Genomic DNA, 19,427 nt, shown 5'->3' on the forward strand with positions numbered 1-19,427 from the left:
AGGCTCGCCGACAGGTCAGCCTGGCGTTTTGACGGGCAGCAGCATTTCCACGCACAAGCCGCCACCGCTGCGCAAGCTGGCCCCGATGCGGCCGCCATGGGCGCTGATGACGTGCTGGGCGATGGCCAGGCCCAAGCCGTGGCCATCCGTGCTGTGCTGGGTATTGCTGGCACGGAAGAACGGTTCGAAGATGCGGGCCAGATCGGCGCTGGCCACGCCGGGGCCCCGGTCCAGCACGGCGATGCGCAGCCAGCCGGTCTGGCGCGACAGATCCACTTCCACCGTGCCGCCATCGGGGCTGTGCTTGATGGCATTGCGCACGACGTTTTCCACGGCGCGCGCCAGCAATTCGGGCTGGCCCGTGACGCTGGCGTCGGCCATGGCCGCGTCGCCCGCCAGCGCGATGTCCAGCTGGCGCGCCCGCGCTTCATAGCGGGCGTCGTCCACGATGTCGTGCACGAGGTCGGCGATGCCGACGTCTTCGCTGTGCGTGTGCCCGGCCCCGGCTTCCAGCCGCGACAGGGTCAGCAACTCACCGATCAGTTTATCCATGCGTTCGCTTTCGCGTTCGATGCGCTGCATCGAGGCAGCCATCTTTTCCGGCTGCTGGTGCGCCAGGCCGATGGCGGCCTGCAAGCGGGCCAGCGGCGAGCGCAGTTCGTGCGAGACGTCATGCAGCAGGCGCGTCTGGCTATCCATGAGGTTGCGCAGGCGGCCCGTCATGCGGTCGAAATCGCGGCCCAGGTCCGTCAATTCATCGCCGCGCTTGCCGTTGGCCTGAAAGCGCGGCGCCAGGTTGCCGTGCGAGGCGGCCTCGAACGCCTGCCGCAGGTCGCGGATGGGGCGCGCAAAATACCAGGCCAGCAGGAAAGAGAACAGCAGGCTGGCGGCGATGGCGGCGGCCAGGGGAATAAAGGTGCGGTAGGGCGTGTCCATGCGCGGGGGCGGGCCGCGGCTGAATTCGCCGCGCGGCGGCGGCGCGCCCGCTGCGTGGGGCTGCGGACCGGGTCCCATGGCGCGCGGGCCGCTCATGGCGACGGCGTTCAGCGTGTCGCGCGCGGCGCCCGCCTCGGCATTGCGGAAGCGTTCGGACGAGGGCAGGAACAGCAGGTAGCGCTTGCCGTCGCTGCCGGCCGCGTCGCGCACGACGGGATGGGCCTGGCCCTCTCCCTGTCCCAGCATGGCGCGCGCCTTGGCCAGCATGGTGGCATGCACCGTGCGGCCCATCAATTCTTGTCCTTTGGCATCGACGGCAAATACGCGCATGCGTTCGAGCTTGCCGAGGAATTGCCGCAATGCCTGGCTGCCACCCGCTTCCAGGGTGGCGCTGGCGGCCTCGATGATCATTTGCGCGGGCGGACTGGTGTCGATGTCGAGGGCCCGCTCCTGCTGCGCGGCGCGGTTTTTCAGCCAGAAGGTGCCGCCGATGCCGATGGTGGCCGTCACTTGCGCCAGCATGATGCACAGAAAAAACTTCCAGAACAAACGGCCCACGCTTACTCCTTGATCAGCTGGTAGCCGAGGCGGTACACGGTCTGCAGGCAGGAACGGCCGTCGGCCAGGCTGCCGAGCTTGCGGCGCAGGCTGCTCAAGTGCACGTCGATATTGCGGTCGAAGCGGGCCATCGGGCGGCCCAGACCCAGTTCCGACAATTGATTCTTGCTCACGGGCTTGCCCGCATGGCGCACCAGCACTTCCAGCAAATTGAATTCCGTGCTCGTCAGCTCCAGGTGCGCGCCGGCCCAGGCAACGCGGCGCTGTTCGGGCCACATCGTCAGTTGCCCCACGGTCAGGGGCGCGAGGCCCGACGCATCGTGCGGCGCCGCTTGGGCGCGGCGCAGGATGGCGCGGATGCGCGCTGTCAGCTCGCGCGGCGTGCACGGTTTTGTCACGTAATCGTCGGCGCCCAGCTCCAGGCCAACGATGCGGTCCGTATCGTCGCCGCGCGCCGTCAGCATCAGGATGGGCAGGTTGCTGCCGGCGCGGATGCGGCGCAGGGTTTCCAGGCCATTCATGCGCGGCATCATGACGTCGAGGATGGCGATCGCGTACAGGCCCGTCAGCGCTTCGGCCGCGCCGCTTTCGCCGTCATGCACGGCGCGCGCGTCAAAACCTTCCTGCGTCAGGTATTCCTGGAACATGCCGACCAGTTCCACGTCGTCATCGATTAACAAAACCTTGCTCATGCCTGTGCTTTTTTCGGGTGAATATCGTCCGATGATAGCAGTCAACAGGCGCTGTTCAGCGTGGTTTTACCCGCTTTTACACACGTTCGCTTACATTTGCTGCCCTTCCTTTACGTGCTTTTACGCGGCCCTGACGTTGCTTTACACGCCAGGCGCCGACAATCAGGGCTGACCGTTACGAAAGGAAATCCCGATGAAATACCTGAGCATCATGCTATCCCTGTTGCTGTTGTCCGCCTGCAGCATGCCCTTGCTGGCGCTGGCCCAGCCAGGACCGCCGCCCGGCTTGCCGCCGTTTCTGCATGGCATCGGGCTGAACGAAGCACAGCAGGACAAGGTTTTTGCCGCCACCTACGCCCATGCGCGCCTTGAGCAGCAATTGCTAGCCGTGCTGACCCCGGAACAGCGCCAGCAGGCGCAGCAGCGGCACGACGGCCGCCAGGGCCCGCGCCACCTTGAGCGCGCCGAGTAAGCGGCCGGCGCGAGCACAGGGATAGCCAGCATGCGCATCCAGGCGCTTTCGCGACGGACCACGCAGGTGTTGTACCTGTGCGCCAGCCTGAGCCCCGCCCTGGCGGGCTTGCCCCATTTGATGGAATATATATGGAATTACATGATCACGGTCTGGCATCCGACCTCGAAATGATGCGCCGGCAGGCGGCTGAACGGCGGCAAGTGCTGCGCTGGCTGCTGGCCGGCGCCGCCACCTTGCCTTTGATCAGCTGCGGCGGCGGTTCGGCCGCCGGCACCACGGCGGCCGGCAACGGCGCCAGCACGGGCACGCTGGCGACACCCGCCACGGGCGCCTGCACGGTGATCCCCGAAGAAACGGGCGGGCCCTATCCGGCCGATGGCACGAACACGCATGGCGGCAGCATCGTCAACGTGCTGAACCAGTCGGGCGTCGTGCGCGGCGATATCCGCGCCAGTTTCAATGGCGCCACCGGTGTGGCGGCGGGCGTGCCACTGACCATCCAATTGCAGTTGCTCAACGCCAGCGGCGGCTGCGTCAGCCTGGCCGGCTACGCCGTATATGTATGGCATTGCGACCGCGACGGCCTGTATTCACTGTATTCGAGCGGCGTCACGGCGCAAAATTACCTGCGCGGCGTGCAGGAAACGGACAGTACTGGCAACCTCAGCTTTACGACCATCTTTCCCGGCTGTTACGCGGGACGCATGCCGCACGTGCATCTTGAGGTCTACCCGAGCCTGGCCAGGGCGGCCTCTGCCTCGAACCGCATCAAGACCTCGCAATTCACGTTCCCGATGGCAACCTTGAACGAGGCCTACGCGGCCAGCGGCTACACGGCCAGCGTGCGCAACCTGGCGCAGATCAGCTATGCGAGCGACAACGTTTTCAGCGACGGCACCCGCCTGCAGATGGCCACGGTGACGGGCAATGCCACCGATGGCTACGTCGCCACCTTGGTGATCGCCGTGAACGGTTAAGTCACCGTCATGAAACCCAGGTCGCGCCGGCTGAAGTTGCCGATGTTCGGGAACACCTCGGCCAGCTGGCTGTCGGCCACGCCGAACCATTTGGCCAGGGTGGCGCCGTACTGGTCGACGGACGTGGTCGGCAGCAGGGCGCCGGAACCGACGTCCAGCGCATGGCCGACGCCCGTGACGGGGAAGGCGCCATAGATGTCGCGGCCCTTCACGGCACCGCCCACGACAAAGTGGTGGGCGCCCCAGCCGTGATCCGTGCCATCGCCGTTGCTGCTGAAGGTGCGGCCGAAGTCCGACGCCGTAAACGTCGTCACCTGGCGCCGTAGATCCACACCCTGCAGAGCTGCCAGGGTTGTGTCGAAGTATGCGAGCGCATGGGCCAGACGCGCCATCAGGTCGCCATGCAGCACTTTTTGCCGGTCATGCGTGTCGAAGCTGCCCAGGGTCACATAAAACACTTGCCGTTTTGCCCCCAGGGCGCCGCGCCCGCCGATGATGCGCGCCACCGTCTGCAATTGCACGGCCAGCGGATTGACGCCGGACGCGCCCGTGTTCGGATTGATGTAGGGCGGCGGATTGGGCACGCCGCCCGTGCCGGCCGCCAGCATGGCGCCGCTCAGTACGCTCTGGCTGGAAATGGCGCGCTGAACGACGGCCACGTGTTCCTGTTCGATCAGGTCGCTGCCCGCCTCGTTGATGATGGCTTGCAGCGCGCCCGCGCCGCCCGTGCTGCCATACAGGCTGCCGCTCATGCCACGGATGGGCACGGCGCCTGCCTGGCCCACCTGGAACTGGCGCACCTGGCGCCCGCTGAGGAAGACGGTATTGCCCGCAGCGGAAATGGCCGTAAACATGGCATTCGTATTCAGCGAGCCGGCCACGTCGGCCACCCGGCCGCCCCAGCCCACGGTGGCGCCTTCCGGCGAACCCGACTGCCACGTCGATTGCTGGTCGTTGTGCGAAAACAGCTTGGGTGGCAAGGCCACGCTGCCCGCCTTGTATTGCGCCAGGGTGGCCGGCTGGATCAGCGTGCCCACATTGGCCACGATGGCGGCGCGGCCATTGTCGAACAGGCCTTTCAGGGGCGCCAGTTGGGGATGCAGGGCGAAGGCGCGGCCCGTTTGCGCGGTGGCGGGCACGATGGGCAAGACGCCGCCCGTCTGGCCCACATCGGGCAGATGGATGGAATCGCCGCCGCCCGTGTTGCGCAAGCGCGTGTATTCAGCCCACGAGGTGGGATCGGTGGCCAGCACCGTGTTGAAGGCGTCGTTGCCGCCTGCCATGAACAGGCAGACCATGGCCTTGTAGTCGCCGGCCGATTGCGCGGCGGCATTGCCCATGGCGGCCAGGTTCAGGGCGAAGGGGGCGGCCGTGGTGCCGGCCAGGCTCAGCATGGAGCCGAGGAAGCGGCGGCGGGAAAATGGGGTGTTTTGCATGTGATCGCTCTTACTTTTGTACCAGGTAGGCCGGCGAGGCCATGGTCAGGAAAATGGCCAGCTTGACGCGGCTGGCCTGGGCGGCGGCTACCTGGGCGGCATTGCTGGCCGTGGCCGCAGGGATGCTGATGCCATTGACGGCGGTCAGGATTTGCCCGCGCAGTCTGGCGGGCATGCTGCCATGCATCAGGAGCAGGTTGATGCGGTCGAGCAGGGCGCCCGGGTCGGCGGCCAGCGCCAGTTCGCGCGTGTAGTCGGGCTTGATGGCGCGGCCGTCGCCCACGCCGCTGTTGATGGCTTCCTGCATGAAGTTCAGATAGCCGGTCACCGATGGTTCAGCCGTGATCTGCAGTTCCGGCGCCACCAGGCCCGCGCCGGCCAGGGCGGAGTTGGGCGGCGTATAGCCGGGGCGGAAAAAACTGAACACGGAGGATGGATTCAAGGGACTCTGGCCCAGGCCGCTCAAAGGGTCGTCGAGGTAATACAGAGTGTAGCGGCCGCTGGCCGGCTTGGCATCGAAGGCGCGCATCCAGCCAGCCAGGCGCAGCAGCGGTTCGCGCAGCTTGCCCGTACGCAAGGTGGTGCCGCCTGGGGCCAGCGCTTCCGGATCGAGCAGCACGGCGCGGATGACGGCTTGCATGTCGCCGCGCACGCCGCTGCCATTGTTGGCAAACACGGCTGCCACGCGGCCCACGTAGGCGGCGCTGGGATTGCTGCTGACCAGGCGCTGGATCAGCTGGCGGGCAAAGAACGGCCCCGTATTGGGGTGGTTGAACAAGGTGTCGAGCGCCAGTTTCAGGTCGGCCTGGCCGCTGCTGGCGCCGGAGATGCTCTGGCCCAGGAAGCGCTTGTCGCCGCTGGAATGAAAGGCCGCGTAGTTCTGCATCGGCTTCCAGTCACGGTCGGGGTCGGTCGTGCTGGCATAGAAGCGCGCGTCGCTCTGGTCCGGACCGGCCCAGCTCCAGCCCGTAAAGACGCGAGCCAGGCCTGCCACGTCATCGTGCGTGTAGGTATCGATGGGCTTGCCACCGGACAGTTTCAGGCTGCCATCCGCATTCAACTGGTACAGGCCAATGGTAAACAGCTGCATCACTTCGCGGGCGAAGTTTTCATCGGGCGTGCGCGTCGCCGATTCCTTCTGGTTGCGCAGGTGGGACAGGTACAGTCCCATCATCGGATGCAGGGCCACGCCTTCCAGCAGATTGCGGAAGTTGCCAAAAGCATGCTGGCCCAGCATGTCGTAGTAACTGGCCACGCCACGCACTCTTGGGCGCACGGACTCGTTCTGCATGGAAATGACGAAGATTTCGGACAGGGCAAAGGCCATGCGCTGGCGCAATTGATCCTCGCCGCGGATGCCCTGCTGCCAGAACGTTTCATACATCCCCGTAAAGCCGACCGCTTGCCCGCCGGCGGCCTGCGTCGCCAGCATGGCGTCGATATATTTCCGGTGCAAGGTTTGCGGCTTGGAAAACTGCGCGCGGAACCACGCTTCGCTGTCGCTGGCGGCCAGCGCGTCGATGGCGGCCATATTGGGCCCGAACGTGGCGCGGCCCAGGAAACGCGACGCTTCCTGGCGCGTGAAGGTGACGGCCGTCCGGCTGGCTGGGGGCGTGGTCAGGGGGGGAGGCGGGATGGTATCGCCCGCCGAGCTGTCGGAGGCGTCGTTCGCTGGCGGCACGACCGAGATGTCCGGGTTCTGGATGGAGCCGGTTTTGCTGTCGCCGCCACCGCCGCAGGCGGAAAGCAGGCTGAACAATGTGATGGCCAGTAAACGGCGCAAAGTAGGATCAGTCATTAAGTTTCTTTCAGGCAATCAAATTCTAGCCCGTTAATTGTAGGCCTTAGCTACCAAAATCCTGTTTTCAATTAACTATTTACGTGTTGGCCACGTTTTCAGTTGCCGGACGTTGGCATGATGTTGTGGTTGTTTTTGAAGCTGTAGAGCGAACTTTACTGTTTGAAAATAAAAAATATTTTTTGCCGATCGCGGTCACTGTTGCGGATAGGCGACGTAATAAATTTCATCGAATTAAGCTTGTTTGAAAGCTCATGGACAGGGCGAAAACAGCTTCGCCGGAAACCATGGTTTTTACGCTATCGGCGAAACGCCGTTCGCCGCTACCCGCTCCTCTCCCTTGTCCTTGCTGGCACGGCCCTTGCGATAACAGGGCATGGGCCGCGTGCCTTCCCTTGTTGCCGGAGTCTGCCATGACCAGCCGTCTGCTCGCCTATCGTCCCGAAATGGAATTGCCTGAAGCGCCGGGCATGCTGCCTTTGCAGCAGGAAGATGAACTGGCACTGGCGGCGCAGTTGCTGGAATTGCAGGCGCCGGCCCAGTTCGATGGCTTTTTGGCGCGCCAGCTGGGTGCCACGGCGGCGGGCCAGCAAGTGCGCGGCACGCCGCTGGAAGGGCCGCTGCGCCAGCTGCTGGGCAAGGTGGTGGCGTCCCTGCTGCCCCTGCATGGCGGTTCGCCGCAGGCGCTCAAGCGGCGCGCGGCCGGCATCTTCGGCATGGAACTGGAAGGATTGAGCCCGGAAGACAAGGAATTCGAACTGGCGCGCCAGGTCGTGCACCTGATCGATGCCGTCAATACGGCGCTGGCGCAGGACGGCGGCACGGACGCGCGCACGCCCAGGGCGAGGGTGGAAACGGCCTTGCTGCAAGTGGCGCGCAGCGTGGCGCCAGGCTTGCTCAGGCAGGCGGCGCAAACGCCGGTGCGGGACGGTGGCCGCTGGCGCCGCGAGGGCGGGCACATCGTCGTGCTCGATTGTTAGCCGGACGGCCATCTGTCCGGCGCTGTAGTGTCAACTGAGGTCTCAACCAAGGTGCTAACTTTTAGGAGCTCATCATGCATGACTTAGATCGTACGACCCTGGAATACGGGCAGGAGATGTCCGGCTTTGAAGCGGAACAGTTCGAGTTTGGCCAGGGCGAGTGGAGCGGCGAGGGGGGCGCGAACGCCATGTTTTCCGAGACCGAGGAAATGGAACTGGCGAATGAACTGCTGTCGGTCAGCAATGAAGCCGAACTGGAACAGTTTCTCGGCAATTTCCTGCGCAAGGCTGCCTCGGTGGCGGGCGGCATCATCAAGTCGCCCGTGGGACAAGCCATCGGCGGCGTGCTCAAGGGCGTAGCGAAAAAAGCCATTCCCCTGGCCGGCGGCGCCATCGGCGGCTATTTCGGCGGCCCGCTGGGCGCCAAGATCGGCAGCGGCCTGGCCTCGGCCGCCGGCAACGCGCTGGGGCTGGAAGCGGAGGCGTCGTCGAACGAAGACCGCGAATTCGAGGGCGCCAAGCAGTTCGTGCGCCTGGCCGCCGACACCGTCAACCGCGCCGCGCAGGCACGCGGTGCGGGCGACCCGCGCGCCATCGCCCAGGCGGCCGCCAGCGCGGCGGCGCGCCAGTTCGCGCCCGGCTTGCTGGGACGCCCCGGCAGCCAGGTCGCCACGCAGAACGGCAGCGGCGCCGGTGCGGGCGGCGGCATGACGCAGGGTGTCGGACGCGGCCAGGGCCAGGGCGGCATGCGCCCGGCCAGCGGACGCTGGGCGCGCCAGGGCCACAAAATCGTCCTGTACGGCGTCTGACATCATGGCCATCGGCGCTTACGCAGCCTGGATGCTGGCGCAGGAGGCGCGCTCGCTGCTGACGCGGCTGGCGCGGCTGGAACCGTTCGCGCTGATCGAGCCGACGGTGCTGGCGGCCGCCCTGATGCCCAGCGCCCAGTCGGCCATCGAAAGCCAGCTGGTGCAGGGCCGGCGCGCATTGCGGCGCATGGTGGCCCAGTTCCAGTGGTGGCTGCGGCGCGAGCACGCCGACGGCGCCAGCATGGCCACGGCCGCCGAGGCACAGCGCCGCTTCACCTTCCTGCGCCTGAAATTCAATGCCGCGCTGACCCAGTTCGACCTGTTCAACGAAGTCATCACGCAGCGCAGCGAGCACAAGACGGGGGTGTGGCTGGCCGGCCTCGACATCGTTGCCGCCGACGCGCTGGCGCTGCCCGGCAATGTGTACCAGGCGCCGCCCGTGATCTGCTACCTGGACCGGGGGCCGGGCGCGGCCATCCGCCGCGCGCGCACGCGCCTGCCCGGTGGCGGCGACAATCCCGTCGCCATCATCCGCCTGCCGCGCGAACGCATGATCGGCAGCAGCATCGCCTCGTCGCTCGTGCACGAGGTGGGCCACCAGGGCGCGGCGCTGCTGGACCTGGTGGCGTCCTTGCGGCCCGTGCTGCAAGCCATGCAGCACGGCGGCAGCGGTGCCGTGCACGTGTGGCAGCTGTGGGAACGGTGGATTTCCGAGATCGTGGCCGATTTCTGGTCGCTGGCGCGGGTCGGCGTGGCCGCCACCCTGGGCCTGATCGGCGTGGTCAGCCTGCCGCGCGTGTTTGTTTTCCGCCTCAATATCGACGATCCGCACCCGGTGCCATGGCTGCGGGTGCGCCTGAGCTGCGCCATGGGGCGGGCCCTGTATCCGCATCCGCAATGGGACCGCCTGGAGCAGCTGTGGCTGTCGTACTACCCGCTGGCTGGTCTGCCGCCGGCCCGGCAGCGGCTGCTGGAACAGCTGCAGGCCAGCATGGCGGCCCTCGTGGGCTTGCTAGTGCAGCACCGGCCGCCGGCCTTGCGCGGTGGCTCGCTGGCCGAGGCCATGGCCGTGCACACGCGCCAGCCGGCCGTGCTGGCGCAGCTGTTGCGCAGCTGGACCCTGGCGCCGGCGCAGATGTACCAGGCCGCGCCGACCCTGGTCTTCGCCGTGCTGGGCCAGGCGCGCGCCAGCGGCACCTTGAGCCCGGAAGACGAAAGCGAGCTGCTGGGGCGTTTGCTGACCCACTGGGCCCTGCGCAGCACCCTGGACACGTCGGAGCTGTGCGCCGATGTCGTGCGGCATGGCCGCCAGTCCGGCAGGCCGCTGCCGCCCCTGGCATCCCGTTTGATTATCCATTGAGGAGAATGACATGAGCAGCAAGACGAGCAGCAATATGGGTGGCAAGAACAGAGGGGCGGGCCAGGCGGGTCCGAAACACCACGGCGGCAGCATCGCCGTCACCGTGCACGAGCAGGATAGCGGGGCCATGGTCGTCAATGCCGCCATCAGCCTGTACCGGGGCAATGATGCTGATTGCCATCTGTTCAATGCCGCCACCTGGGTACCCGCCCCCGCCATGCTGGTGAGCGTGCGCTGGACGGACGGGCGTGGCGGCACCGTGTTTACCGACCTGGCGACGGGCAGCTACGTGGGGGTGTATGGCAATTTCCCCGCCACGTCGCCCCAGTGCGTGACGGTGCAGGCCGGCTGCAGTGCCGTGCTGTGCTTCACGCCACAGCTCAACCCGCAGGTGACGCTGGCGTTTGAAACGGCCGATTGCCATCCCAGCGACTGCAATTTCGGCAGGGTGGGCGACCGCGCCGTGGCCACGATCTCGTTTGACGGCGATCAAAGCGCCGATGGTCGCGACCAGGTGCAGGTGCTGGCCGCCGCGCCATGGGTACCCCTGCGCGGCACGCCGAACGCTTTCTCCACCCCGGTGCGGCGCGCCGGCATGCACCGTTTCATGGGGCAGATGATGCTGTCGCAGCGGCCCGAACTGCGCAGCGCCTTGCCCGTGCCGGAAGGGCTGAGCCCGAACGCCATGCTGGCGCTGGATGCGGAATACGAGACGGAAGAGCGCCAGCCGCAACCGATCTCGGGCAATGTGGGCGTGTCGCTGACGCGCACGGAAACGGAGCCGACGGAAGACTTGCCGCTGTGGACCCTGATACGCAACAGCACCGAGGCGATGTCGTTTACAAATTACCTGCATTTCATGGACAGCCTGTTTTGCGGCGACCTGGCCAGCGTGCGCGGCTTCGAGCAGGAACGCTTCGTCAAAAAGACGGAGATGTTCCAGCAGCTCAAGCAGCGCCGCGCGCTGCCGTTTTCCGATGCCGATTCCTACCGCGTGCTGAAAGTGGCGACGGAAGCGTTCGTGATGGTCAATTGCGGCGTGCTGAACCAGCCGCTGGCCTTCAATCCGGCCGAGGACAACGCTTACCTGGACCGGCGCGACATCCCCCAGGGGCGTGACCTGGAAACCGTGCTGCGCAATGACTACCTGGAAAACATCGACGGCTTCCAGACCTTGCCCTACCTGGCCGTGATCCGCCGCAAGCTGCCCGACATTCCCATCAGCATCCCGCGCGGCCAGGAAGGCGAAGTGGACCTGTGCTTTGGCATCATCCAGGAAAAGCTGGCCAATCCTTGCCTGCTGGAACTGATCTGGTCGTACTGGCATGAAGAGGGCATGCTCGTGCAAACCATGAACGCCATCGCGCAACGCTTCCAGAACCTGCGCGCGCCGGGCAACCATCTCGACCCCCTGTCGAACACGGAAATCGACATGCTGCGTCCGCTGAATAATTTGCTGTGGGGATACACGCAGGATGAACAGCATCGGCTGACCGTGATGCGCCGGAACTATGAGTATGACCATCACTACGGTGTGCGCCTGGACGGCAAGGCAGTGCAGCACTTCCGGCCAGCCGATAGCCGCTCCAAATTCCTGGAAGCGTTCCACCACTTGCTGCGCCTGCTGACTTCGTTCTACAAGCAGGATGACGACACCACCGTGAAGGCCGACGCCTTCCCCGTGCTCAATGCCTTGAAGGAAATCCACCTGATCCTGTCGCAGGGCGCCCACAACCAGTTCGGCGACTTGCCGTCGACGGCGCGCATCGAGATGCTGATGCAGCAATGGATGCTGGCGCGCCCCGAATTCCGTGAATTTTTACCGACGCGCGTGATGGTCGCGTATCCGGAACCGTGGATGGACAGGGTTGACGCCATGAAAAAACTGCAGGGCTGGACGGATACGAGCGTGATGCATTTCCGTAACCTGGCCATCTTTGGCGAGCAATTGCTGCTCTCCGTGCGCTACGGCAACTGGAGCGACATTTATGAGCCGACCCAGGCGTTCAACTGGGCGCGTTTCTGGCGCCCGCAAGTGCAGGGCTATATCCACGGCTACCGTGCCGCCACCGGGGTCGACCTGTCCGTCGACAGCAACGACCCGGTGGTCGAATCGACGATGCCCTCGGTGTTGTTGCGCCAGCGCCTGAGCCAGCAGCTGCGCAGCGTCTAGGACGGGAGCGGGGCGCGTGCATGCTCGACTTTACCAGTGCCCTGTATCTGGGCATGCGCCATCCGGCCGCCGCGCTGGCGCCGTGGAGCAGCCTGACCCTGGGCCAGCCGGCGGCGCTGCAGGAGCTGCCCGGCGCGCCGGCCCTGGCCGCGGATCTGGCGGCTCTGCAAGGCTGCGAGGCGGCCTGCGTGCTGCCGTCGACCCTGCACCTGTTCTGGGACCTGTTCGGCATGCTGGCTGCCGAGCGCCTGGTGATCCTTGTCGATGGCGGCAGTTACGCCATCGCGCGCTGGGGCGCCGAGCGGGCGCAGGCCCTGGGCTTGCCGCAGCAAGTGTTTCCCAGCGGCGAGATGGCGGCGCTGCGGCAACTGGTGGCGGCCTGGGGCAGGCAAGGGCGGCGTCCATTGATACTGGCCGATGGCTATGTGCCTGGCAGCGAACAGGTCTTGCCGCTGGCCGGCTATGCGACGCTGGCGCGCCAGGGCGGCGGTTATCTGCTGCTCGACGACACGCAGGTGCTGGGCGTGGCGGGTACACAGGGCGGCGGCTCGGCGCGGCTGCATGGTTTGCAAGGGGAGTCGCTGATCATCGGCGCCTCGCTGGCCAAGGGCTTCGGCGTGCCGCTGGCCGTGCTGGCCGGCAGCCGCAAGCTGCTGCGGCGCTTCGCGGCGCACAGCCAGACACGCGTGCATGCCAGTCCGCCTTCGGCCGCCGTGCTGGCGGCGGCGCGGCGGGCGCTGGCGCTCAACGCGCGCCATGGCGACACCTTGCGCGCCAGCCTGGCGGACAGGGTGGCGCAATGGCGGGCGGGAATGGCGGCGGCCGGCATCGCTTGCCGGGGCGGCAGCTTTCCCGTGCAGCGCCTGCCCGGGCGCGCCCATTTGCAGCTAGCCTTGCGCGCCGCGGGCGTGCTGGCGCTGGCGCAAGCGGGGGACGGTCCCGGCGCGCTGACTTTTCTGCTGCGGGCCGACCAGACGCCCCGGCAACTGGAACAGGCAATGAACTTGCTTGAACATCATACGAGGAGGCGATATGAACGAAGCGTTTGAAATGCTGCCCTTTGGGGGACAGGCGGGAGCGGCCGGCGAGCAGGAGTGGCTGGGGGAATGGTCGCAGGAGTGGTCGCAAGAAGGGACGCAAGAGGGGGAGGACGAGGGCGAGTGGGAAGGTGAATGGGAGAGCGAATGGGAAGGCGAGCGTGCGCGCCCTGGCGGTGGGCGCGGCGCCATGCGCGGTGGCGGCCTGCGCGCAAGGCCGCCGCTGCGGGGCCCGCGCCGTCCCGCGCCGCCACGCTACCAGGGCCAGGGGCGCCGGCCACCGCGCTATCCGCCGCCGCCCTTGCCGTATCCGCCACGCTACCGGGGCTGGGGCGGCTATGGCGCCATCTATCCCACCATTTATCCGGCGCCGTATCAGGACACGGGCCAATATCAAGACCAAGACCAGGGGCAGGATCAAGGAGCGGATCAAAACCCGGACCAGGATGACGGCCAGATGCAGGGCGAAGTGCCGCCCATCCTGGCGTCCACCCTGGGCCGCGTACCGGGCGCGGCCGCCTTGCGCTACCAGGCGGTGGGCGCGATTCCGCAGGCCGTCAACGATGCGAACGCCACGGGGCCGGGCCTGTATGTGATCGAGTTTGACACCAAGGATGGCCGGCGCGCCTACAGCGGCCAGACCGACGATTTGCGGCGGCGCCTGAAACAGCACCATCTGTGCGGCAAGATGATGGGCATCGACATGAGCGCGCATGACGTCTATGTGGCGCCGCTATCGTCGGCCGCACAGCGGCGCATTCTGGAAAAGGGTATCCACAGCGACATGTTTACCCACCGGCGCGGCGTGTTGACGAACCAGCGGCGCGAACTGGAAATGGCCGTGCTGGGCGAAATGTGGGGTTGACGACGACAGTAGCTTGACGACTGTGAAGGAGAGCATCATGCACCAACTCGAATGTGAATGCGGGCAATGCCGGCAGCGGGCCGGCGCCGCGTTTGAAGTGCTGGAATTCGGCCGGGAGTGGCCCGGCAAGGGCCGCGCGCCGGCCGTCTTCAGCGAAGAGGAAGAAATGCAGCTGGCCATGGAATTGCTGGAAGTGGCCAGCGAGGAGGAACTGGAGCAGTTTCTCGGCAATGTCTTCAAGAGCGTGTGGAAGGGCGTCAAGAAAGTGGGCGCTACGATCGCCAAGGTGGCCAAGCCGCTGGGCGGCGCCTTGAAGGCCGTGGCCAAGACGGCCTTGCCCTTTGTCGGCGGCGCCCTCGGTTCGATGATCCCGATACCGGGCGTGGGCACGGCGCTCGGTTCGGCCCTGGGGCGCGCGGCCAGCAATGCGCTGGAGCTGGAAATGGAGAACGCGGCGCCGGCCGACCGCGAGCTGGAACTGGCGCGCCGCTTCGTGCGCATCGCGGGACAGGCGGCGCGCCTGGCCGGCGACAGCGATGGCAGCGCGCGCGCCGTGGAAAGCGCGCTGACGCGGGCCCTGCACCAGCAATTGCCGCACTTTCGCTCGCCTGCGCCGCAGCAGGAAGATGAAAGCGGACGCTGGCGCCGGCGCGGCAACCGCATCGTCGTCATGGGCGACTGGCAATAGCGTGGCACGATGATCATCGATTGCCATTGCCATGCGGGTCCGGGAGACGGCTTGAGCGGGCCGTGGGACAGCGATGCGCCGCTGCAGGCCTATTTGCGCCGCGCGCAGGCGGCCGGCATCGCCCGCAGCGTGCTGTTTGCCACCTTTCACTCCGACTACGCCATCGCCAACCATGGCGTGGCGCGCCTGGTCGCCTCCGATCCGCAGCGGTTTTACGGCTTTGCCTTCGTGCATGCGCGGCGCGACCGGGGCCGCATCCAGGACATGGTGCGCACGGCCGTCGAGCGTTACGGTTTTGTCGGCATCAAGGCGCACCGGCTTGACGCGCGCATCAGCGGCGAACTGTGCGAGGCGGCGCGCTTCTTCGGTTTGCCCGTGCTGTACGACCCGGCCGGCGAGGTGGCCGTGGCCGAGCTGCTGGCGCAGCAGTATCCCGACGTCAATTTCATTTTGCCGCACCTGGGTAGCTTTGGCGACGACTGGGCGGCGCAGCTGGCGCTGATCGACCACCTTGTGCGCCATCCGAATATCCATACGGACAGCTCGGGCGTGCGCCGCTTCGACTTGCTGCAGCAGGCCGTGCGCCGCGCGGGGCCGCACAAGGTCCTGTTCGGCTCGGACGGTCCGTGGCTGCATCCGGGACTGGAATTGCACAAGATCGAGTTGCTGGGATTGCCGCCGCTCGATGCGGCGCTGGTCACGGGCGGCAATTTTTTGCGGCTGGCGCGGCTGGCGTGAGGCAGATCAAAAGGCCGCCGGCGGTGTCGCGGCAGTAGCGGCTTGCTCCGCGCAGGTAGCCGCCTTGCGGCGTATCTGCAGGGCGCGGTCGGTCACGCCCAGGCGGGCGGCCGCGCGCTGGTTATTGCCGTGCTCCTCGGCCAGCACCAGGCGGATGGCCACGTCGGTGGCGCAACGCGTGATGTGCGACAGCTTGCAGCCCTGGGCCAGGGCCCGCCGCACGGCCGCTTCGAAATACTGGTCAGGCCAGTGCGGTGCCAGCAGCTGTTCGTTTGGCGGCAGGGCGCCGATGGTGATGGGGCCGGGGCCGCAATGGCGGTGCCAGATGCGCGTGACGGTCTGGCGCAACTCGCGCACATTGCCCGGATAGTCGCGCAGCAGTAGGTATTCGCGCACGGCCGCGTCCAGCGCGGGCGGAGGGCGCTGCGCCAGCTCGGCGAGGAAATGCCGGGCCAGCGGCAGGATGTCGTCCTGGCGCTCGCGCAGGGGTGGCGTTTGGCAACGCCAGCCGGCGATGCGGTAATACAGGTCGGCGCGAAAGGTGCCGCGCGCCACCTCATGTTCCAGTTCGCGGTTGGTGGCGCAGACGAGGCGAAACTGGGTCGGTTGCCAGGTATTGCCGCCCACGCGCTTGTATTTGCGCTCCTGGATGGCGCGCAGCAGCTGCGCCTGCAAGGGCAGCGGCAGTTCGCCCACTTCGTCGAGAAACAGCACGCCGCCGTCGGCCAGGGCGAAAGCGCCATCGCGCGCGGCCGCCGCGCCTGTAAAAGCGCCCCGTTCATGGCCGAACAGTTCGCTGCCAGCCAGGTCCGGCGACAGGGTGGTGCAGTCGAGGATGGTGAAGTCGCCGCTGCAGTTGCCGAGGCGGTGGACCAGTTGCGCCAGTAAATCCTTGCCCGTGCCCGTCTCGCCCGTGATCAGCATCGACGCCTGGCTGAAGGCGGCCATTTCCACCACCTGGTGCAGCAAGGCGGTCCAGGCCGCGCTCTCGCCCACCAGCTGCTGGCGCACGGCGCCGGACGCCAGCAGCTGCGCCACGGCCTGCCAACGCTGCAGGCGCGCCAGCACCTGGCCCGCATCGATGCTACCGGCCGGCCACAGCAGCACATCGAGCGCGCCGGCCGCCAGCAGGGCGCGCTTTTGCGCGCAGCTGGGAGGCTGGCCGCAGGCGGCAATGGCCAGCACGGAGGCATGGCGGCACAGTGCTGGCAGCGCTTGCAGCAGCGAGGCATTGGCCTCGGCAAACAGGACGATGCCCGCCCCATCTTCCTCGCCATCGTGCCGCCGGGCTACAGTTACCTGAGCCTGCTTCAAGGCCGTCATCAGCAAGGCGCCACTGCCAGCCGCCGCCTGCTGCACGATTTCCAGCCACACCTTGAGCGTCATATGCCAGCCATCACGAGGGCACGAGTGGCCCATCTTAGAAGCCCGATACCCCAGCCGTTTGATCTGGCGCAAGCGTGCGCGGTAGTGCATCAAATGAAAAACGCCGCCTGATTTGCATCAGGCGGCGCTATTTAATGAAGTTCAACGAACGTCAACGTCTTTAGACGTTCTCATCCAATTTCACGCAATCAACAAAATATCCGCGCTTGCCATCGACTTCGCGTTTCACGAGACCATGCACATCCGTCTCGAAGCCCGGGAAGCGCTCGTTGAAGTCGCGCGCGAAGCGCAGGTAGTCGACGATGGTCTTGTTGAAGCGCTCGCCGGGGATCAGGAGCGGAATGCCCGGCGGATACGGCGTCAGCAGGATGGACGTGATGCGGCCTTCCAGTTCGTCGATGGCCACGCGCTCGATTTCGCGGTGCGCCATCTTGGCGAACGCGTCCGACGGCTTCATGGCCGGGATCATGTCCGACAGATACATTTCCGTCGTCAGACGCGCCACGTCGTAAGCCTTGTAGAAATCGTGGATCTGCTGGCACAGGTCGCGCAAGCCCATTTTTTCGTAGCGTGGGTTGGCTGCCGCGAATTCCGGCAGGATGCGCCACATCGGCTGGTTCTTGTCGTAGTCGTCCTTGAACTGCTGCAACGCGGTCAGCAGGGTATTCCAGCGGCCCTTGGTGATGCCGATGGTGAACATGATGAAGAACGAGTACAGGCCGCATTTTTCAATGATGACGCCGTGCTCGGCCAGGTATTTGGTGACGATGGACGCGGGGATGCCCGTGTCGCCGAACTGGCCGTCCAGCGACAGGCCCGGGTTGACGATGGTCGCCTTGATCGGGTCGAGCATGTTGAAGCCGGGAGCCAGGTCGCCGAAGCCGTGCCAGTCATCCTCGGCGCGTATCATCCAGTCTTCCTGCTGGCCCATGCCTTCGTCGTTGAAGCTGGACGGACCCCAGACCTGGAACCACCAGTCCTGGCCCCATTCCTGGTCGATCTTCTTCATGGCGCGGCGGAAATCGAGCGCTTCCATGATCGACTCTTCCACCAGGGCCGTCCCGCCTGGCGCTTCCATCATGGCCGCGGCCACGTCGCACGAGGCGATGATGGAATACTGCGGCGACGTCGAGGTGTGCATCAGGTAAGCCTCGTTGAAGGCGTCCTGGTCCAGCTTGACCGTGTCCGATTCGCGCACGAGGATTTGCGAGGCCTGCGACAAGCCGGCCAGCAATTTGTGCGTGGACTGGGTCGAGAAGATCATCGATTCCTTGGCGCGCGGACGGTCCTTGCCGATGGCGTGCATATTCTTGTAGAAATCGTGGAAGGTGGCGTGCGGCAGCCATGCTTCGTCGAAGTGCAGGGTGTCGATCTTGCCGTCCAGCATTTCGCGCAGGGTTTCCACGTTGTAGATCACGCCATCGTAGGTCGATTGCGTGATGGTCAGAATGCGCGGCTTCTTGTTCTTTGCTTCGCGCGCAAACGGGTTCGCCTCGATCTTGCGGGCAATGCTTTCCGGCGTAAATTCATGCAGCGGGATAGGGCCGATGATGCCCAGGTGATTGCGCGTCGGCATCAGGAACACGGGAATCGCGCCGCACATGATGATCGAATGCAGGATCGATTTGTGGCAATTGCGGTCGACGACGACGATGTCGCCTGGCGCGACGGTCGAGTGCCATACCATCTTGTTCGAAGTCGACGTGCCGTTGGTGACGAAATAGCAATGATCGGCATTGAAGATGCGCGCCGCATTGCGTTCCGACGCGGCGACAGGACCCGTATGGTCGAGCAGCTGGCCCAGTTCTTCGACGGCGTTGCAGACGTCGGCGCGCAGCATGTTTTCACCGAAGAACTGGTGGAACATCTGGCCGATCGGCGACTTCAGGAAAGCCACGCCGCCCGAGTGGCCGGGGCAGTGCCACGAGTAGGAACCGTCGTTGGCGTAGTGCACCAGCGCGCGGAAGAACGGCGGCGACAGGCCGTCCAGGTAGGATTTCGCTTCGCGGATGATGTGGCGCGCGACGAATTCCGGCGTATCTTCGAACATGTGGATGAAACCGTGCAGTTCGCGCAGGATATCGTTGGGGATATGGCGCGAGGTGCGCGTTTCGCCGTACAGATAGATGGGGATGTCGGCGTTCTTGTAGCGGATTTCCTCGACAAAGGCGCGCAGCGATTTCAAGGCGTGGTCGGTTTCCTCGATGGAACCGCCGCCGAATTCTTCATCGTCGATCGACAGCACGAAGGCTGACGCGCGCGATTGTTGCTGGGCAAATTGCGACAAATCGCCGTAGCTGGTCACGCCCAGCACTTCCATGCCTTCTTTTTCCATTGCGGCGGCAAGGGCGCGAATGCCCAGGCCGGACGTATTTTCAGAACGGAAATCCTCGTCAATGATGACGATAGGGAAACGAAATTTCATGCATGTCTCCAAAAAAGCAAGCCGCCCCTGACAGATGTGAAGGGGCGGACTAGGGCGCGACCTCAGGCGGTGATACAAGCCGGCAGCCGCAGAA

The 19,427-nt window shown here is 65.8% G+C and carries 16 protein-coding genes; 10 read left to right on the plus strand and 6 right to left on the minus strand.

What is annotated here, in order from left to right:
- Positions 1-15: 15 nt before the first annotated feature.
- Positions 16-1,494: a sensor histidine kinase gene (locus V3C40_RS02120; RefSeq protein ID WP_219329889.1), complete on the minus strand. Its 1,479-nt coding sequence runs from the start codon at positions 1,492-1,494 to the stop codon at positions 16-18.
- Between the two features lie 2 nt (positions 1,495-1,496).
- Entirely contained in the window at positions 1,497-2,186 is a 690-nt protein-coding gene (locus tag V3C40_RS02125; protein WP_070302760.1) for a response regulator transcription factor, read from the minus strand.
- 193 nt (positions 2,187-2,379) lie between these two features.
- Here V3C40_RS02125 and V3C40_RS02130 point away from each other — a divergent pair, with 193 nt between their 5' ends.
- The gene (locus tag V3C40_RS02130) at positions 2,380-2,658 is read left to right on the plus strand and encodes a hypothetical protein (protein WP_034755494.1); all 279 of its coding nucleotides are present in this window, start codon (positions 2,380-2,382) and stop codon (positions 2,656-2,658) included.
- Positions 2,659-2,789: 131 nt separating this feature from the next.
- Complete coding sequence (locus V3C40_RS02135; protein WP_034755497.1) at positions 2,790-3,638, plus strand: dioxygenase family protein; 849 nt, start codon at positions 2,790-2,792, stop codon at positions 3,636-3,638.
- On the opposite strand, the gene V3C40_RS02140 is transcribed toward V3C40_RS02135, so the two are convergent.
- Positions 3,635-5,074: a DUF1501 domain-containing protein gene (locus tag V3C40_RS02140; RefSeq protein WP_034755498.1), complete on the minus strand. Its 1,440-nt coding sequence runs from the start codon at positions 5,072-5,074 to the stop codon at positions 3,635-3,637. The genes V3C40_RS02135 and V3C40_RS02140 overlap by 4 nt on opposite strands.
- 10 nt (positions 5,075-5,084) lie before the next feature.
- Complete coding sequence (locus tag V3C40_RS02145; RefSeq protein ID WP_331776361.1) at positions 5,085-6,872, minus strand: DUF1800 domain-containing protein; 1,788 nt, start codon at positions 6,870-6,872, stop codon at positions 5,085-5,087.
- 413 nt (positions 6,873-7,285) lie between these two features.
- Here V3C40_RS02145 and V3C40_RS02150 point away from each other — a divergent pair, with 413 nt between their 5' ends.
- From V3C40_RS02150 to V3C40_RS02185, 8 genes are all read left to right on the plus strand, one after another.
- Positions 7,286-7,852 (plus strand): hypothetical protein, encoded by a 567-nt coding sequence (locus V3C40_RS02150; protein ID WP_331776362.1) that lies wholly within the window; start codon positions 7,286-7,288, stop codon positions 7,850-7,852.
- Positions 7,853-7,926: 74 nt separating this feature from the next.
- The gene (locus V3C40_RS02155) at positions 7,927-8,661 is read left to right on the plus strand and encodes a hypothetical protein (protein ID WP_331776363.1); all 735 of its coding nucleotides are present in this window, start codon (positions 7,927-7,929) and stop codon (positions 8,659-8,661) included.
- Positions 8,662-8,665: 4 nt separating this feature from the next.
- A complete protein-coding gene (locus V3C40_RS02160; protein WP_331776364.1) occupies positions 8,666-10,021 on the plus strand; it encodes a hypothetical protein in 1,356 nt (451 codons plus the stop codon).
- 10 nt (positions 10,022-10,031) lie between these two features.
- A complete protein-coding gene (locus V3C40_RS02165; RefSeq protein ID WP_331776365.1) occupies positions 10,032-12,194 on the plus strand; it encodes a hypothetical protein in 2,163 nt (720 codons plus the stop codon).
- A gap of 20 nt (positions 12,195-12,214) precedes the next feature.
- On the plus strand, positions 12,215-13,243 hold the full coding sequence (locus V3C40_RS02170; RefSeq protein ID WP_331776366.1) for an aminotransferase class I/II-fold pyridoxal phosphate-dependent enzyme: 1,029 nt from the start codon (positions 12,215-12,217) through the stop codon (positions 13,241-13,243).
- Positions 13,227-14,096 carry a GIY-YIG nuclease family protein gene (locus tag V3C40_RS02175; RefSeq protein ID WP_331776367.1) on the plus strand — a complete coding sequence of 290 codons (870 nt, stop codon included), beginning with the start codon at positions 13,227-13,229 and terminating at the stop codon, positions 14,094-14,096. The genes V3C40_RS02170 and V3C40_RS02175 overlap by 17 nt, the downstream gene beginning before the upstream one ends.
- 37 nt (positions 14,097-14,133) lie before the next feature.
- A complete protein-coding gene (locus tag V3C40_RS02180) occupies positions 14,134-14,784 on the plus strand; it encodes a hypothetical protein (RefSeq protein WP_331776368.1) in 651 nt (216 codons plus the stop codon).
- Positions 14,785-14,793: 9 nt separating this feature from the next.
- Positions 14,794-15,522, plus strand: a complete 729-nt coding sequence (locus V3C40_RS02185; protein ID WP_331776369.1) for an amidohydrolase family protein — start codon at positions 14,794-14,796, stop codon at positions 15,520-15,522.
- 6 nt (positions 15,523-15,528) lie between these two features.
- Here the strand turns inward: V3C40_RS02185 and V3C40_RS02190 are convergent, their stop codons facing one another.
- Positions 15,529-16,908, minus strand: a complete 1,380-nt coding sequence (locus tag V3C40_RS02190) for a sigma-54-dependent transcriptional regulator (protein ID WP_331776370.1) — start codon at positions 16,906-16,908, stop codon at positions 15,529-15,531.
- A gap of 160 nt (positions 16,909-17,068) precedes the next feature.
- Positions 17,069-19,333: an arginine/lysine/ornithine decarboxylase gene (locus tag V3C40_RS02195; protein ID WP_034755510.1), complete on the minus strand. Its 2,265-nt coding sequence runs from the start codon at positions 19,331-19,333 to the stop codon at positions 17,069-17,071.
- Positions 19,334-19,427: the final 94 nt, after the last annotated feature.

This window comes from Janthinobacterium sp. LS2A (assembly GCF_036543145.1).
Classification (GTDB): Bacteria; Pseudomonadota; Gammaproteobacteria; order Burkholderiales; family Burkholderiaceae_D; genus Janthinobacterium; species Janthinobacterium aestuarii.

Coding starts and splice junctions, on each gene's coding strand:
- V3C40_RS02165 (WP_331776365.1), top strand. CDS start 10,032: ATGAGCAGCAAGACGAGCAGCAATATGGGTGGCAAGAACAGAGGGGCG.
- V3C40_RS02160 (WP_331776364.1), top strand. CDS start 8,666: ATGGCCATCGGCGCTTACGCAGCCTGGATGCTGGCGCAGGAGGCGCGC.
- V3C40_RS02150 (WP_331776362.1), top strand. CDS start 7,286: ATGACCAGCCGTCTGCTCGCCTATCGTCCCGAAATGGAATTGCCTGAA.
- V3C40_RS02170 (WP_331776366.1), top strand. CDS start 12,215: ATGCTCGACTTTACCAGTGCCCTGTATCTGGGCATGCGCCATCCGGCC.
- V3C40_RS02195 (WP_034755510.1), bottom strand. CDS start 19,333: ATGAAATTTCGTTTCCCTATCGTCATCATTGACGAGGATTTCCGTTCT.
- V3C40_RS02135 (WP_034755497.1), top strand. CDS start 2,790: ATGGAATTACATGATCACGGTCTGGCATCCGACCTCGAAATGATGCGC.
- V3C40_RS02180 (WP_331776368.1), top strand. CDS start 14,134: ATGCACCAACTCGAATGTGAATGCGGGCAATGCCGGCAGCGGGCCGGC.
- V3C40_RS02125 (WP_070302760.1), bottom strand. CDS start 2,186: ATGAGCAAGGTTTTGTTAATCGATGACGACGTGGAACTGGTCGGCATG.
- V3C40_RS02190 (WP_331776370.1), bottom strand. CDS start 16,908: ATGACGCTCAAGGTGTGGCTGGAAATCGTGCAGCAGGCGGCGGCTGGC.
- V3C40_RS02145 (WP_331776361.1), bottom strand. CDS start 6,872: ATGACTGATCCTACTTTGCGCCGTTTACTGGCCATCACATTGTTCAGC.
- V3C40_RS02155 (WP_331776363.1), top strand. CDS start 7,927: ATGCATGACTTAGATCGTACGACCCTGGAATACGGGCAGGAGATGTCC.
- V3C40_RS02185 (WP_331776369.1), top strand. CDS start 14,794: ATGATCATCGATTGCCATTGCCATGCGGGTCCGGGAGACGGCTTGAGC.
- V3C40_RS02130 (WP_034755494.1), top strand. CDS start 2,380: ATGAAATACCTGAGCATCATGCTATCCCTGTTGCTGTTGTCCGCCTGC.
- V3C40_RS02175 (WP_331776367.1), top strand. CDS start 13,227: ATGAACGAAGCGTTTGAAATGCTGCCCTTTGGGGGACAGGCGGGAGCG.
- V3C40_RS02140 (WP_034755498.1), bottom strand. CDS start 5,074: ATGCAAAACACCCCATTTTCCCGCCGCCGCTTCCTCGGCTCCATGCTG.